Annotated in this window: 14 protein-coding genes and 1 pseudogene; 5 read left to right on the forward strand and 10 right to left on the reverse strand. The window is 62.4% G+C overall.

Annotation, left to right across the window (positions count from 1 at the left end; genetic code table 11):
- Positions 1–146: 146 nt before the first annotated feature.
- On the forward strand, positions 147–863 hold the full coding sequence (locus tag RZS28_RS04980; RefSeq protein WP_407340232.1) for an HAD family hydrolase: 717 nt from the start codon (positions 147–149) through the stop codon (positions 861–863).
- Between the two features lie 56 nt (positions 864–919).
- Here the strand turns inward: RZS28_RS04980 and RZS28_RS04985 are convergent, their stop codons facing one another.
- The 6 genes and pseudogenes from RZS28_RS04985 to hyfB form a co-directional block, all read right to left on the reverse strand.
- A complete protein-coding gene (locus tag RZS28_RS04985; RefSeq protein ID WP_407340233.1) occupies positions 920–1,243 on the reverse strand; it encodes a 2Fe-2S iron-sulfur cluster-binding protein in 324 nt (107 codons plus the stop codon).
- A 117-nt stretch (positions 1,244–1,360) separates the two neighbouring features.
- A pseudogene (locus RZS28_RS04990) lies at positions 1,361–2,873 on the reverse strand (nickel-dependent hydrogenase large subunit).
- Between the two features lie 124 nt (positions 2,874–2,997).
- On the reverse strand, positions 2,998–4,446 hold the full coding sequence (locus RZS28_RS04995; protein ID WP_407340234.1) for a hydrogenase 4 subunit F: 1,449 nt from the start codon (positions 4,444–4,446) through the stop codon (positions 2,998–3,000).
- Positions 4,443–5,105 carry a hydrogenase-4 component E gene (locus tag RZS28_RS05000; protein WP_407340235.1) on the reverse strand — a complete coding sequence of 221 codons (663 nt, stop codon included), beginning with the start codon at positions 5,103–5,105 and terminating at the stop codon, positions 4,443–4,445. The genes RZS28_RS04995 and RZS28_RS05000 overlap by 4 nt, the downstream gene beginning before the upstream one ends.
- Entirely contained in the window at positions 5,106–6,062 is a 957-nt protein-coding gene (locus tag RZS28_RS05005; protein WP_407340236.1) for a respiratory chain complex I subunit 1 family protein, read from the reverse strand.
- Positions 6,053–8,062 carry a hydrogenase 4 subunit B gene (gene hyfB / locus RZS28_RS05010; protein ID WP_407340237.1) on the reverse strand — a complete coding sequence of 670 codons (2,010 nt, stop codon included), beginning with the start codon at positions 8,060–8,062 and terminating at the stop codon, positions 6,053–6,055. Before hyfB ends, RZS28_RS05005 begins: the two co-directional genes overlap by 10 nt.
- Positions 8,063–8,608: 546 nt before the next feature.
- On the opposite strand from hyfB, the gene RZS28_RS05015 reads away from it, so the two are divergent.
- Together RZS28_RS05015 and amoC are read left to right on the forward strand one after the other, a co-directional pair.
- Complete coding sequence (locus RZS28_RS05015; protein WP_407340238.1) at positions 8,609–9,043, forward strand: DOPA 4,5-dioxygenase family protein; 435 nt, start codon at positions 8,609–8,611, stop codon at positions 9,041–9,043.
- Between the two features lie 296 nt (positions 9,044–9,339).
- A complete protein-coding gene (gene amoC, locus RZS28_RS05020; protein WP_407340239.1) occupies positions 9,340–10,137 on the forward strand; it encodes a bacterial ammonia monooxygenase, subunit AmoC in 798 nt (265 codons plus the stop codon).
- A gap of 353 nt (positions 10,138–10,490) precedes the next feature.
- Here amoC and RZS28_RS05025 read toward each other — a convergent pair whose 3' ends face one another.
- Positions 10,491–11,216, reverse strand: coding sequence for a glutathione binding-like protein (locus tag RZS28_RS05025; RefSeq protein WP_407340240.1), 726 nt, complete (start codon positions 11,214–11,216; stop codon positions 10,491–10,493).
- A 327-nt stretch (positions 11,217–11,543) separates the two neighbouring features.
- On the opposite strand from RZS28_RS05025, the gene RZS28_RS05030 reads away from it, so the two are divergent.
- Positions 11,544–12,032 carry a CDP-archaeol synthase gene (locus tag RZS28_RS05030; protein ID WP_407340241.1) on the forward strand — a complete coding sequence of 163 codons (489 nt, stop codon included), beginning with the start codon at positions 11,544–11,546 and terminating at the stop codon, positions 12,030–12,032.
- On the opposite strand, the gene RZS28_RS05035 is transcribed toward RZS28_RS05030, so the two are convergent.
- Entirely contained in the window at positions 12,026–12,976 is a 951-nt protein-coding gene (locus tag RZS28_RS05035; RefSeq protein ID WP_407340242.1) for a metallophosphoesterase, read from the reverse strand. The two genes, RZS28_RS05030 and RZS28_RS05035, sit on opposite strands and share 7 nt — an antisense overlap.
- 323 nt (positions 12,977–13,299) lie before the next feature.
- Between RZS28_RS05035 and RZS28_RS05040 the strand changes: the two genes are divergently transcribed.
- Complete coding sequence (locus tag RZS28_RS05040; RefSeq protein WP_407340243.1) at positions 13,300–14,229, forward strand: tetratricopeptide repeat protein; 930 nt, start codon at positions 13,300–13,302, stop codon at positions 14,227–14,229.
- 220 nt (positions 14,230–14,449) lie between these two features.
- Here the strand turns inward: RZS28_RS05040 and RZS28_RS05045 are convergent, their stop codons facing one another.
- Together RZS28_RS05045 and msrA are read right to left on the reverse strand one after the other, a co-directional pair.
- Entirely contained in the window at positions 14,450–14,716 is a 267-nt protein-coding gene (locus tag RZS28_RS05045; RefSeq protein ID WP_407340244.1) for a hypothetical protein, read from the reverse strand.
- A 315-nt stretch (positions 14,717–15,031) separates the two neighbouring features.
- Positions 15,032–15,691 carry a peptide-methionine (S)-S-oxide reductase MsrA gene (gene msrA / locus RZS28_RS05050; RefSeq protein ID WP_407340245.1) on the reverse strand — a complete coding sequence of 220 codons (660 nt, stop codon included), beginning with the start codon at positions 15,689–15,691 and terminating at the stop codon, positions 15,032–15,034.
- Between the last annotated feature and the right edge of the window lie 2 nt (positions 15,692–15,693).

Genomic DNA, 15,693 nt, shown 5'->3' on the forward strand with positions numbered 1-15,693 from the left:
GCTTGACCGGAATGAAAGCAGCCCTTTCGAAATTGCTGGTCCGCCATGACTTCAATCTTCCGACATATCATCCAAGTATCTTTGGACTGCGGCGGCGTTGCTTTAAAAATGCAGCCGCCCGGCATAACGACGCCGCGAGCATCCGCGTGGTCGCCGCCATCATTGACATGGCGCGCTGCCCAAGGGAAGCCGGCCATGAGATCAAGCAATGGACGCCGCGACGCTCTCTCGATCGAAAGGTTCATGACGTGACCGCGCCATCCCCCACCTTGATCTTCGATCTCGGCAATGTGCTCATCCGCCACGACAATGAGCTTCTTTACGACCGGTTGGCCGCGTGCTGCGCCGACCCGGCGGCGGCGCGGCCGCATTTGGCGGCTTGGCTGAGCGACGAGGACATCGGCTGCGGTCGGCTGAGCATCGAAGCGCTGCACGCGCGACTCGCGGCCGATCATGGCTTCGAGGAAACATATGCACATTTCCTTGAGCTATGGAGCAGCCATTTCAGCGAAGAGCCCGGCATGGAGCCGGTGATTCGCGCGCTCGCCAGGCGCCATCGCGTCGTCTTGTTCTCCAACACCAACGCCGCGCATGTGGAGCATATCAGGGCGAACTACCAAGTCTTCGACCATCTCCATGCGGCCTATCTGTCGCATGAATTAGGTCTCGTAAAACCCGACGCCGACTCGTTCCTCAAAGTGCTCGAAATGGAAGGGCGCCCTGCGGAAGATTGCATTTTCATCGACGACCGCGCCGAAAACACCGCCGCAGCGGCTGCTCTCGGCATGAGGACGGTGACATTCGCCGGCCGCCACGCTTGCCTCGCGGAATTGGACCGGTACGGCGTCCCCCTCGAATTCTGAGGGAAGAGAGAAATACGCGCCTTAAGCTAATCGGCCGATTTGTGATTCTTATTTGATCATAAATTCGGATTTGGCAACCGAAGAACCAGTCCATCGATTTCGGCGCTCACGAGAATCATGCAGGTGAGACGGCTATTGTCCTGTTTCGTCATGGCCAAGCTGTCGATCATCATCTGCTCCAGCTCATGCGGCGGCTTGAGCCGTCCAAGCCAAGCCTCGTCAACATAGACATGGCATGAGCCACAGCTACACGTCCCGCCGCATTCCCCGCGAATGGTGGGGATCTCGTTTTGCTGCCCGACCCGCATGAGGATTGCGCCATTTTCAGCTTCGACCGGATGCGGCGTTCCATCGAATTCAATAAATGTAATCTTGGTCATCTCGGCCCTGCTTTTAGGTTCGGACTCAGATCGAATTTCGTAAGCGAAACGTGAGATCGAGATGAGCAAGGAGCGCGCCAGCAGTTCGAAGCCGGATTTTAAAGGCATTTCCCTAATCTAAAGATCGACCCCCGAATAAGAGCAATTGAACGACTTGTTGCAGAGCGGAAAATCGGCGACGATATTGCCCTCGATCGCGGCTTCGAGCACCGGCCATTGGAACCAGGACGGATCGCGCAAATGGCAGCGCTCGATGCGCGCATCGGCGTCGAGGCGCACATAGGCGAGAATGTCGCCGCGAAACCCTTCGACGACAGCCACGCCCTCGCCGCGCCTGCCAGGCGCAACGGGCGCGCGCACGGGACCATCAGGGGGCATGGAATCGAGGATCTGCTCGACAAGCGAAAGACTCTGCTCGACTTCGCGGATGCGAATCCACACCCTCGCGTTGACGTCGCCTTCTTCCAAGGTCGGAACTTCGAAACGAAGCGCGTCATAGGGCGGATAGGCGAGGTTCCGCCTCGCATCAAAGCTCCGCCCGGAAGCGCGGCCGATATAGCCGCCACAACCATATTGCCGCACAAGCGCGGGCTGCGCGACGCCGGCGCCGACTGTCCGGTCTTGCAGCGAGGCGGTGTTGTCGTAAAGTTCGACCAGCGGCGGGAAAGCTTGGCGCGCGACGCCGACGAGATCCCGGATTCGCGCGGCCCCCTGCGGCGCGAGATCGGCGGCAACGCCGCCGGGCGCGATGGCGTCCATCATCAGGCGATGCCCGAAACAGGCCGCCGCCGCGCAAGACGCGCTCGCGCAGCACGCCGCAATGGGCGTGCATCAGCGCGAAGGCGACATCGTTGCAGATCGCGCCAATATCGCCGAAATGGTTCGCGAGGCGTTCGAGCTCGGCCATCAGCGCGCGCAGCCAAATCGCACGCGGCGGAACCTCGATTTCGAGCGCCGCCTCGACGGCGCGGGCGAAAGCCAAGGCGTAGGCGACCGTGCTGTCGCCCGAAACCCGCCCGGCGAATTGCGCGGCCCGCTCGATCGTCGCGCCGGCCATCAAGCGCTCGACGCCCTTATGCGTATAGCCCAGCCGCTCTTCGAGCCGCACGACCGCCTCGCCATTGGCGGTGAAGCGGAAATGGCCAGGCTCGATAACGCCGGCATGCACCGGCCCAACCGGAATCTGGTGCAGACCTTCGCCATCCGACTCCAGAAACGCGTATGGCGGCGCTGGCGGCGACGGTTCGGGCCTCGTTCCAAGCGGATGGCGCACGCCCCAGTGGCCATGGTCGAGCCAAAGCCGGGGATCGGCCGACCCCATGGGCTCCAGTCCGAACAGATCGCGGATCGTGCGCTCCAGGCGGATTGCTGGGGGATGCGAGCGCCCGAGCGAGGGGAATATCTCGCTCGGGCATTTATGGGTGACGACAGCGACCTCGTTCGCCGCTTCGTCAAGGAGAGCCATGTGGACCGCATCTTGAGCGCCCCATAGTCCGAACAGCGTCCAACGACCTGCCGCGAGCTGCCCCGCGAGCGAGCGCCAGAGATCGAAGTCCACCACGCGACGCGGCCATGGTCTATGGTCTGCTATGGCCAGGCCATCGGCGAGCGCGGCGGCGAGCGTCGGCATGTCTTACTTCTCCTAGAGCGCTTCCCGATCAGATGGGAATCGTCTGATCAAAGGCATCGCTCAAATTCAGAAAGTTGGAGCATGTTCTGATCGAAAAAGTCGATCAACTTTTTCGGAACATGCTCTATCCAAGCAGGCCGGCGACATGCTGGAACCAGGCGACGAGCGGCGGCGGCAAATAGATCCCAGCCATCAGAACGAGAGCGAGATGGCCGGACATCGGCAAGTATGAGGCTTGCGCGGGGGCGTTTCCGGCCGTCGGCGCGCCAAAGGCCAGGCCTTGGAGACGCAACAACAAGGCTCCGAAGGCGACCAGCAAACCGACGACCAGCGCAAGCGCAAGCAGCGGCTCGCGCGCGAAGGTGGAGGTCACGACCAAAAATTCACTCATGAAGATGCCGAAGGGCGGCATTCCGGCAATGGCCAAAACGCCGAGAACGAGGCTCCAGCCGAGCGCCGGATTGCTGTCGGTCAGGCCACGGATGTCGGCGATCTTCTGCGTGCCCTTGACCTGGGCGATATGGCCCACGGTGAAGAAAATCGCCGATTTCGTTAGGCTGTGCATGGTCATGTGAAGCAGGCCGGCGAAATTGGCGAGCGGCCCGCCCATGCCGAAGGCGAAAACGATGATGCCCATGTGCTCGATCGACGAATAGGCGAACATGCGCTTGATGTCGCGGCGGCGGTACAGCATGAAGCCCGCGAAGACGAGCGAGACGAGCCCCAGAGCCGCCATCAGGGGTCCCGGCGCGATCGCGCCAGGGTTGGCGGCGAGCAGCAGCTTGAAGCGCAGCACCGCGTAGAGCGCGACATTGAGCAAGAGGCCCGAGAGCACGGCCGAGATCGGCGTCGGACCCTCGGCATGGGCATCGGGCAGCCATGCGTGCAGCGGGACCAGGCCGACCTTCGTGCCATAGCCGAGGAGAAGGAAAACGAAAGCGACATTGAGCAGCGCCGGGTCGAAGGCCGAGACGCGCGCGATCAGCACGGTCCAGACCATGCCGTCGAGGCCTTCGCCGACGGCCGGACGGGCGGCCATATAGACCAGGATGGTGCCAAACAGCGCCAGCGCAATGCCGACGCTGCCCAGGATGAAATATTTCCAGGCCGCCTCGATCGCCGCGCGTGTCCGATAGATGCCGACCATAAGCACCGTGGTCAGGGTCGCCATCTCGATCGCCACCCACATGAGGCCGATGTTGTTTGCGACCAGCGCGAGATTCATGGCGAACAGCAGCGCCTGATACATGGCGTGATAAAAGCGCAGATGCGCGGGAGCGAGGCGGCCGCTCTCGAGCTCGTGGCCGATGTAGCTCGCGCTGAAGACGCTGGTGGTGAAGCCGACGAATGTGTTGAGGACGATGAAGACGATGTTGAGATCGTCGACCAGAATGTAGGGTCCTGGCGCAGGCTTGGCGATGAACAGCGACAGCGCGGCCACGAAAGTCCCGAACGACGCGAGCACATTGATCTGGGCCGACAAGCGGTAGCCGGGGAGCAGGCCGAGCAGCGCGCCGGCCGCGGCGGGAATCGCCAGGACCAGGGTGACTCCGTTGATGGAGAGCGGGTTCATCGCTGGCCGCCGCGAAAGCGGTCGAGCGCCTCGGCGTCGACGGTGTCGAAACGTTCGCGAATGCGGAAGAGGAGGGTTCCGATCACGATGAACGCGATAAGCACGGAAAAGGCGACGCTGATCTCGACGACAAGCGGCATGCCTTTGGCGCCGGTCGCCGCCAGGATCAGGCCGTTCTCGAGGGACATGAAGCCGACGATCTGACTAACGGCGTTGTTGCGCGTCACCATCATCAGGAGGCCGAGCAGCACGACGGAGAGCGCGAAAGCCAGATCCTCGCGCGCCAGCGGGAAGGCCGTGGTGGTGACCCTGAGCATGACCACCATGGAGAGGGCGACGAGCCCCATGCCGGCGAGCATGGTCGGCCCGACGCTGACGACATTCTCGACCTCGCGATGAATGCCGAGGCGGGCGATGATGCGATGCAGCGCTATGGGAATGATGAGCGCCTTGAAGAAAAGCGCGATCGCGGCCGTGACATAGAGATGCGGCGCGCCCTGGACGTAGGCTTGCCATGAGACCGACAGCGCGAGGACGACGGCTTGCAGGGCGAACACGTTGAGGAGCGCGTAGAGACGATCCTGATAAAGCAGCATGAAGCTCACGAGCACGAGCCCGCCTGCGAAAAAATGCGCGACGTCAAACTCAATATGACCCATCTAGAGACTCCGCGACACAAAGAGGAGCAGCGTTCCGAGCAGGCCAAGCATCAAGGCCGCGCCGAGGAAATCGGAAACCCGGAAGACGCGCATCTTGGCGACCGCCGTCTCGAACAGAGCGAGCAGCAGGCCGCCGACCGCCAGCTTGCCGACATAGGCGGCAACGCCGATAAACTGCGCGCCGGCGCCGGCGCCGGGCGCCGCCTGCCCCCATGGAACAAACACGCAGGCGATAAGCGAGATGTAAAGAAGGAGCTTCAGCGACGCGGCTAGCTCGATCACGGCGAGATGGCGGCCGGAATATTCGAGCAACATCGCCTCGTGAACCATGGTGAGCTCAAGGTGAGTCGCCGGATTGTCGATCGGGATGCGGGCGTTCTCGGCGATCGCGACCATCACCAAGGCGACCAGCGCGAGCCCGAGCGAGACCCTGAGGCCGACGGTCGGAGACATCATGAATCCGGCGACATGCGAAAGCTGGGTGGAGCCCGCGAGAAGCGCCAGGGTGAACACGATCATGATCGTCGCAGGCTCGGCGAGGGTCGCGATCATCATTTCCCGGCTCGAGCCGATGCCGCCGAAGCTCGTCCCCGCATCCATGCCGGCGAGCGCCAGAAAGAAGCGCGCGCTGCCGAGCAAGGCGATGATCGCGATGAGATCGGCGGACCAGTTGAACAAAAGCCCCGCGGCGAAGGTCGGAACCAGCGAGGCCGCGACCCAGGTCGAGGCGAAGATCAGGTAGGGAATGACGCGAAAGAGCCAGGACGAATGCTCCGCGAGGACCGCCTCCTTGCGCGAGAGTCGCAGGAGATCGCGGTAGGGTTGCAGCAACGGCGGCCCCTGCCGGCGCAAGAGACGGGCCTTCGCCTTCCGCACGAAGCCGGTGAGGAGCGGCGCGAGCAGAAGCACCAGGAGCATCTGCGCGTTTTGAATGGCGAAATCGAAGATCACGGCCATACCGCAAGCACCAGCAGCAGGAACACGAGGGCGAAGAAGACCAGGCTGAGATAAATCCGGATGGTCAGGAACTGGAGCCGGTTAAGCCGCTCCGCCGCAAAGGAGACCGCGCGCACGATCGGTTCATAGACAAGCTCCCAGGCAAGATCATGCAGCGTCACGTCGATCCGCGCCGGACGCATGTCGCCGGGCGCCGGCATGTCGATGCGCTCGGTAGCGCGGAAGACGAATGTGCCGAAGACGCGGCGGATCGGCTGGGCGAAACTGTCTGCGGTGTATTGCGTCGCAGGATTAGGGTCAGGAAAGCCGCAGTCCCAGGCCGGGGCGCGCCGCACTTCATGCGAGGCGAAGCGGTGAATGACATAGGCCGCGAGCGACGCCGACGCCGCGATGAAGGTGAAAACGAGAAGGCCATTGTAGGAGCTGCGGCTCTCCGCGATCGGCACGATCGAAAGCCATTCCAGGCTCGCCTGCGCGGGCATCCGCGCGCCGACGACCGCCTGCGCGACCGGCGCAAGGCCATCGATCACGAGGCCCGGCAGCACGCCGGCGATGACGCACAAGGCGGCGAGCGCCGCCATCGCGCCGAGCGACCAATCGTCTACCTCGCCGGCGCTTTTCGTCGCGGCGGAGCGAGGCCTGCCGAGAAAGACAATCCCGAAGACTCGAACGAAACATGCGGCGGCGAGCGCCGCGGACAAGGCGAGCAAGGCCCCGACCGCCGGCACGAGGAGCTTCAACCCCCATTGCGGAAGCTGCGGGCTGAGCAGGATCGCCTGAAGGGCGAGCCATTCGGAAGCGAAGCCATTCAGCGGAGGCAGCGCCGAAATCGCAGCGCAGCCGATCAGGAACGTGAGGCTCGTGACCGGCATGCGATGGATGAGGCCGCCGAGGCGGTCCATCTGGCGCTCGCCCGTCGCGACGAGCACAGCGCCGGCGCCAAAAAACAGGAGGCTCTTGAACAGCGCATGGTTGAAGACGTGGAACAGCGCCGCGGTCAAAGCGAGCGCGCCCGCGGTCCGAAAACCATTCGCCTCGAAAGCGAGCGCCAGGCCCAGCCCGACGAATATGAGGCCTATATTCTCGATCGTGCTATAGGCAAGGACGCGCTTGAGATCGCTCTGCATGAGCGCATAAAGCACGCCAAGCACCGCCGTCCCGCCGCCAATACTGAGAATCGGGACGCCCCACCACCATGCCGCCGGGCCGAGGAGGTCGAAGACGATTCGAATGAAGCCATAGACCGCGACCTTGGTCATGACGCCGCTCATCAGCGCCGAAACATGGCTCGGCGCCGCCGGATGGGCGAGCGGCAGCCAGACATGCAGAGGAACGAGCCCGGCTTTCGATCCCGCGCCCGCCAGAGCAAGGGCGAGGACGAGGCCCGCGCGCAGCGGGGTCTCGCCATGCGCGCGGATCGCCGCGAAGGCGTAGCCGCCATCCGGGCCGGCGAGCAGGCCGAAGGCGAGGAGCAGCGCCAGCGTGCCGAAGCTCGCCATCACGATGTAGACGTAACCCGCGCGCGCATTGCCTTCCTCGCGGTGATGCGCCATCACGAGCGCCCAGGAGGACAAGGACATGAACTCCCAGGCCAACAGAAAGCTGAAGGCGTCGTCGGCCAATACAACGAGATTCATGCCGGCGAGGAAGGCCGGGATGAATGGCAAGACGCGCTGGGGCTCGGGCTCATGGCGTCCGTAGCCGATCGCATAGACGCTGGCCGCAGCCGCGCCGAGATTGACGACGGCCAGGAAGAATGCGGCGAGAGCGTCGACGCGGAAATGCGCGCCGACCCATGGCAGGCCAAGCGGCAATGTGACGTCCGACGCCGGCGCGCCGCCGAGGAGGTGGACGAGCGCGGCGACGAGCCCGACCAGCGAAATTAGGAGGCAAGCGCTATAGACGGCGACAGTGACGTCGCGCGATCGGCCGATCAAAACGGCGAGGAGCGCGACGCCCAGAAAGGCGCCGACGCAGGATAGTCCGACCAGAGCCGACATGCCGCTACCTTTCCGCCGCTCGGCGATCGGCCCTTGGCCACGGCTTGCGGGAGCTCGTCGCGGCGTCTTGCGAGATGTCTTCTCTGATCCGACATTCAATCATCGGCCAAGCGTCCTCCAGCCGCACGCGCCGTCTTGCTCCAGCGCGTTTGGCGATCGGCCCAAAGTCCATGGCGTCAATCAGACACATCAATGAATCAATAGTGCAGAGCATCGCCTCTTCGGTGGCTCCTGTCCCTTGGTCGAAGCCCGGAAGAGCGCGGGCGGCGCAAAAGCGCCATCGCTGTCCGCCCGCCGCCACAGCGGAATCCGATCGAGTCGAAGGCGGTCACGCTCTTCCGATCCAGAAGGCATTCTGGTCTTAAACCTTGGGCTGGGCGGATCTCATAATGAAGCGTAAGAATCTATTTGTCCAGATTTCGCCGCCCTTTCCACCAAAGCTTGAATTGCCCGGGCCATTCTCGCGCCTGCCGACCGCCGCGGCAATTTGCGGCGCGTTTCGGCCTGCGCTCTTGATCTTGGGTCCCGCAACCTGGGAGCTGCGTAATGAACACTCCGCTCGTCGATCGAAAGCCGATCGACATCGCCGAAATCCATAGCTACCACGCGCATATCTATTATGAGGTCGGCCGCACGCGCGCCGACGCTGAATTATTGAGGTCCTGGATCGCCGAACGATTCTTGGTGCAGCTCGGCGCGTGGCATGATGAGTTCGTCGGACCGCATAGCCGCTCAATGTATCAGGTCGCCTTCACGCCCGATCTGTTTCCGTCGTTCGCGCCTTGGCTGATGTTAAACCGGCAGGGCCTCGCCGTGCTGGTGCACCCGAACACGGATAGCCCATACGAAGATCACAGCGCGCATGCGCTTTGGCTCGGCGAGATCTTGCCGGTGCGTCTCAATGATCTGCCGAAATCCATCCGCGCCATCGGCGAGTCGCATCGCGCGATTGTTCCAAACACAGCGCCGCATTTGAACTAGGGGCGAACTGCCGAGAAGCTGCGCGGCGCCTATACCGGCGCGAGCATTTCTCGGCGCGAGCCGGACGCCAGCTTGGGCATCCGGAAGCGCAGCAAGTCAAAGAATGCGTCGCCTCTTGACGACGATTTCATCACTGCGACTGCGATCGCATAAACATCTTCTATTCCAGAAATAAAAACATACGATTTCATTTGTTTCACTGCTTCACGTAGTCTTCCCCTACGCCGAAGGAGCATACAATGTTGGCGTTATGCCCGACGTCGGCGAACGGTCATCGACCAAGGGAGACATTTGAAATGAGCTTGATAGCTGATACAACACCTGCGCGCGTAGACGCTGCGGCGCTCTCCGCGGCTACGCCGGTATGGGACCCAAAACCCTTCGTCATCGGCAGCCTCGCGATAACCTTCTTCTACATTGGCGTGCGCATCTACGAACAAGTCTTCGGCTGGTACGCCGGGTTGGACTCGTTCTCTCCGGAATTCCAGAAATATTGGATGACCATCCTCTACATCGAGGAGCCAGTCGAGCTGATCGCCTTCCTCGGGATCATCGGCTACCTTTGGAAGACGCGCCCGAATGATCTCGCAACCGTCGCCCCGCGCGAAGAGTTGCGGCGCATCTTCTACCTCTTGAACTGGATTTTCGTCTACGGCATCGCGATCTACTGGGGCGCCAGCTATTTCACCGAGCAGGACGGCACCTGGCACCAGACGGTCATTCGCGACACCGACTTCACGCCAAGCCACATCATCGAGTTCTACATGAGCTACCCGATGTACATCATCATGGGCGTAGGCGGCTTCGTTTATGCTCGGACCCGGCTCCCGACCTTCGGCTCGCATGGCTATTCGATCGCCTATCTGCTGCTGTTCGTCGGCCCGTTCATGATCTTCCCGAACGTCGCGCTCAATGAGTGGGGCCACACGTTCTGGTTCATGGAAGAGCTTTTCGTCGCTCCGCTGCACTGGATGTTCGTGTTCTTCGGCTGGTTCATGCTCGCGGTGTTCGGCGTGTCGCTGCAGATCCTCGGCCGGATCAAGGAGCTTTGCGCTGGCTATGAGGACGTCGTCGGCCTCGAGCCGGCGGAATAATGAGAGCGCTGGCGGGACGATCAGATTCGTTTTGCCCGCGCCCGGCCAGGAGCACAGTCGTTTGTGGATGCTGTTGCATTGACGAACGGCTGCTCCGAGGTCAAGCGATCGCAATTATTTGGGGACTTAAGATCAACTGAAATGCGCTCCATTAGTCCGGCGCCGGCGGTCCGGAACTCATGTCCGGTGGAGCAAGCATGAGACAGCGGTCTCTCTACATATTTTAAAGCGTGACCTCCCCCGCTGGAGACTTGGGCGCCGGCGGGGGAATAGTTTGAGAGGAAGCGTGAACACGGACATATGCGCGCTGGGAATCGGCCGCCTCCCCCGTTTGCCGCTGTCGGCGCCTCCGCTCACGCCGTCGGCGCGGGCAGAGCGCGTTGATTGAAGAGCAGCTTGGCGCGGCGCTCCTGCTCCTCCGGCGGTAGATCGCCGCTGTCGGCGCCGAAATCCTTGCCGACGGCGAGGCCCCGCTGAACCGCCGGCCGCGCCGACACGGCGTCGAACCAACGCTTGAAATATTTGAACTCATTGATGTCCTGACCCTGCGCCTCCCAACCTACGGTCCAGGGAAATGAGATGATGTCGGCGATCGTATATTCATCGCCGGCGATATAGGGCCTGTCATAGAGCCTATTGTTCAACACGCCGTAGAGTCGGTTCGCCTCATCGGTGAAGCGGCGGACCGCGTAGGATTGATCGCCCTGCTTGTCGCCAAGGCGGCGAAAATGGCCATTTTCGCCGAGCTTCGGGCCTTGATTGGCGGCCTGCCAGATCACCCATTGAACGACTTCATATTTCGGGCGCAGCGCCTGCGGCCAGAACTTGCGCGTTTTCTCGGCGAGATAGAATAGAATGGCGGCGGACTCGAACACGCTGATTGGCTCGCCGCCGCCCGGCGGCTCATGGTCGACGATCACCGGCATGCGGTGATTGGGATTGAGGCGCAGGAAGCTTTCGGAGAACTGATCGCCGCGGCCGATATTCAGCGGAATGATCTTGTATTCGAGGCCGGCCTCCTCGAGGAATATCGTCACTTTCTTGCCGTTCGGGGTTGGCCAATAATAGACGTCGATCATCGAAACGCTCCAGTTCTGGTCCATCGGGACAAACTAAAACATGTGGATTGAACGCCGCGAACGCCGAACGAGGTCCATTGCCGTCGCGCAGCGGAAATGCGGCTTGCATAGGCTCGATCGACGGCGGCCATCAGGCAATATATAAAGATTACCAAAATTATGAAGATCATTTTATCCGCCTCCCGGTCGAAACCATTGGGCGGGAACTCCGCCGCCGATCGGCGCGTTCGGGCAAGCCAGAGCATGTCTTGAGAATAAGACATCCTTGAGCGCGATTGATTCGGCAAAGCCCGCAATCGCGCCGAAGCGACGGCCGGGAGAAGGACCATGCGCCTCTGGCCTATTTTTCAGGGCCTCTGTCTCGTCCTCGCGGCGAACGGCGCGCCCGTGCTGGCCCATGCGCTGTTCGGAGAGTGGGGTTCGCGGCCGCTCGATCTCGGCTGGTCCTTCTTCGACGGCAGGCCGATTTTCGGAGAATCGAAGACCATCCGCGGCGTTCTCCTCGCTCTCCTGGCTGCGTCGATCGCCGCGCCGGCGCTCGGCCTTGCATGGGAGGTCGGGCTGCTTGCCGGCGCGGCCGCCATGGCCGGCGACCTTCTCTCGAGCTTCATCAAGCGGCGCCTGGCGCTTGCGCCGCACAGCATGGCCCCAGGGCTCGATCAGGCGCCGGAGTCGCTCTTTCCGCTTCTCGCCTGCAAGGGCGCTCTCGGCCTCAGCGCCGCCGACGCGCTCATCGGGGCCGGCTTGTTTTGGATAGGAGGGCTGGCGTTGTACCGCGCCCTTTACGCGCTAGGCATGCGCGACCGCCCCTATTGACCCTTGCGGCGCTCGAGCCGATGCAGGGTGATCTCGGGCGGGCAGTTCAGCCGGACTGCGACGACGCTCGATCCCGCGCCGACCGAGGTATAGCCGGCCATTTCCTTATATCTCCACCGTCCGGCGCCGAAGGCCCGCGGCAGCGCCGAATCGAGCGTGATCGGAATGGAGCCCGGCAAGCAGATCTGCCCGCCATGTGTGTGCCCGGCGAGAAGCGCGTCAAATCCGGCATGCGCGGCCTGGCGATAGATCTCCGGCGTATGCGACAGCAGGATTGCGAATTCGTCGGGGGGAATGTCCGCTGCGGCCTTCTCGATATTATCGACGCGAAAGAAATGCGCGTCGTCGATTCCCGCGAGGTGAATCCGCCGGCCGTCGCGGACGATCGGCTCCGCCTCGTTCAACAACATCCTTATGCCCATGTCCTCAAGGTCCGGAAGCATGAGTATCGTGTCGTGATTGCCGAGAACGCCATAGACCGGACCTTTGAGATGGGCGCGCAGCCGGGCCACGCCTTCGAGCGAAGGCTTGAAGGGCCCATATGTCTTGCCCCGGTAATCTCCGGTCAGCACGCAAATGTCATATTCAAGGCCATGGAGGAGCTCGACGAGATGCTCCATGGCGGGCCGGCTCATATCGACATGCAGGTCGCTGAGATGGAGGATCGTGAATCCTTCGAAGGGCTGCGGCAGTCGCGGCGAGGCGATCGCATTGCGGCGCAGCTCGACGCGGCTCGCGTTCCTGCATCCTCGCTGATAGAGCCCGGCGAGCCTGAGCGCGTTGCGGATGACGGAGGGAGCCAAGTACCAATTTTCGATATGGAAGAAGTTCAACCCCTGGCCGAACGCCTGGGCCTCATGGTCTTCCTCGATGCCGATCCGCTGGCGGGCGTGCACTCTTCCGAGACGCCGTTCGAGCCGGCTGACGACATCGCACTTTTGCACGACCATTCCTTCACGCTGGCGGCTCTGCCGAACGCCCATCGCAGGGTCGGAGTCAGCCTGACTTGGCCCAGCCGCGGATCGGCCGCGGCCGCGCGATGCTAGAGCATGTTTCGGCGCCAATCGAAAGATGCTCTTTAAACAGCGCGGCCTTTGCCAGGCGTGTGGCAAGGGGAGCCGGCCTGCGGCGGCTTTGACCCGATCCGCCGGATTTCTACAGCATCGCCGCAAAACCGCGAACGAGGGTTGCGATTTTAGCCGCGAAGACGCATTTTGGCGGCGCAGTATTTTCTGGGCGCGACGCGCTGTCTGAGGAGATCCGGAACATGGCGGGCATATACGGCCTGGACGCGGGGCAAGCCAAGCCGCAAGACGCGGCTGAGGCGCAGCCGACCCCGCTCGTCAAGGATGTTTCGACAGCGAGCTTTGGCGTCGACGTCATCACGGAATCGGCGCGCCAGCCAGTCCTGGTCGATTTTTGGGCGCCCTGGTGCGAGCCCTGCAAGCAACTCGCGCCCATTCTCGAAAAAGTCGTGAAAGCGGCCGGCGGCAGGGTGAAGCTCGTCAAGATGAATATCGACGAGCATCCGCAGATCCCTGGGCGGCTGGGAGTTCGCTCCATCCCGGCCGTGATCGCTTTCCAGCGCTCCCAGCCGGTCGATGGCTTCATGGGCGCCTTGCCGGAATCGCAGGTCCGGAGCTTCGTCGAGCGGCTCGTCGGCCCCCTCGACGACGGCGTGGATCTGTTGGCGGAGGCCGAAGCTCTGCTCGCTGCGGGCGACGCCGCCGCGGCTGCTGAAATCTACGCCGCGATCATCGCCGAAGACCCTGGCAATCTCGCCGCCATTGCCGGCCTCGCCAAGATTTTCGTCGCCGCGGGCGAGATCGAAAGCGCGAAGACAATTCTCGCCTCCGTTCCGGCGGCCGGCGAGCGCGACCCGGCCATCATCGCAGCCAAGGCGGCGCTCGATCTCGCCGAGCAAGCCGCGTCGGTCGGAGACGTTTTCGATCTCACGCGCAGGATCGAGGCCGACCCGGCCGATTATCAAGCGCGGTTCGATTTCGCCGTGCTCCTCAATGCGGAGAACCGGCGCGAGGAGGCGGCTGGCGCGCTTCTCGACATCATCAAGCGGGACCGCGCCTGGAACGATGACGGCGCACGCAAGCAATTGCTGCAATTTTTCGAGGCCTGGGGCCCGACCGATCAAGCGACGATCGGGGCGCGGCGGAAGCTCTCAGCGCTCTTGTTTTCCTGATCAAGCCGAAATGCGGAGCGATCCTCCAGCTGGAGGAGGGGAGCGTTTCGCTAGCCTCGCCCATCCGCCGCGCTAGGCCCAAAGACATAGGGCGCGATCGTCTCGTTTGAAACGATCGCGCCCTATGTCGGTCTAGTCCAGCGGCTTGACCGCTCCTGCTCCGCTTTCCTGCTGAACGCGGCTCGCCCCCGCAGGCCGCGTCGGTAAGGTTGCGAATGGCCTATTCGGCCTCCTCCGGAGCGGCCGATTTTTCGATCAAATCCGTCGGCTTCATTTTTATGTGATGCAACTTCGTCTTATGATGCACGCTTACGCTGCGTCCCATGACGATGGGAAAGTCTCGGCGGACATCCTGGACCGCGGGCGGAGAAGGAACATTATCTTCCTTCGCTCCGGCTGCGTCGTTCGAAATTTTGCCGGCAGAGGCGGCGCTGACCGCAAAAAGGCTCAAGAAAGCTAAGACTGCGAAGATTTTACCAACTGACATCGAACGACTCCAAGAACGCCACTTTCCGCTCAAGCGGGACATGACGAGAATGACGACGCGACAACGTGGCCGCGACCGAAACGTTGCCTTAATTTTTGCTGGCGCCCATCCATGATGTTTTTTCGGCGGCGCACCTTAAGCAAATCCAGGTTCGAAGCTCAACGGTCACCTTGAGAAATCCTAGGCCAAAAACTTGCCTGGACGCAGCCAATCCCAAAAGGGGCCAAAAGAAAGTGCGCTGGATCACAAACCACGAATTTCTTACGGCAGCCCCTCGCGAAAGCTCCGGCGTCGGCCAATGATGTCGCCGACGCGCTATCCTGCGGCGGCGCCCACGCCGATGGGGCAAAGGACGCCGGTGCCGCCCAGACCGCAATAGCCGTCCGGATTCTTGGCGAGATATTGCTGATGATAAGTTTCCGCATAGTAAAAAATTGGTCTATCGACGATTTCCGTCGTGATGGCGTCAAAGCCGCGTTCGACGAGAGCCGCGGCGAAGACCGCCTTGCTCGCCTCGGCGGCGGCGCGCTGAGCGGCGTCCGCCACATAGATGCCGGATCGATACTGCGTGCCGACGTCATTGCCCTGGCGCATGCCCTGGGTCGGATCGTGGCTCTCCCAAAATGTCTTCAAAAGCGCCTCGTAGGAGATTTTTTTCGGGTCGAAAGCCACCAGCACGACCTCATTATGGCCTGTGAGGCCGGAGCAAACTTCCTCATAAGTCGGATTCGGGGTGAGGCCGCCCGCATAGCCGACCGCCGTCACATAGACGCCCTCGCCGAGCTGCCAGAATTTGCGCTCCGCCCCCCAGAAGCAGCCCAAGCCGAATAAGGCGGTCTCGATGCCCTGCGGGAAAGGCGGCTTCAGCCTGGCGCCATTGATGAAATGGGTCTCGGCGGTTGCGATAGGCTCCGCCCGCCCGGGCAGAGCCTCGGCGGCGGTCGGGAGAGAGAGATGTTTGCGGAACGAAAACATGA

The sequence above is a fragment of the Methylocapsa polymorpha genome, from assembly GCF_045689225.1.
Taxonomy (GTDB): Bacteria; Pseudomonadota; Alphaproteobacteria; order Rhizobiales; family Beijerinckiaceae; genus Methylocapsa; species Methylocapsa polymorpha.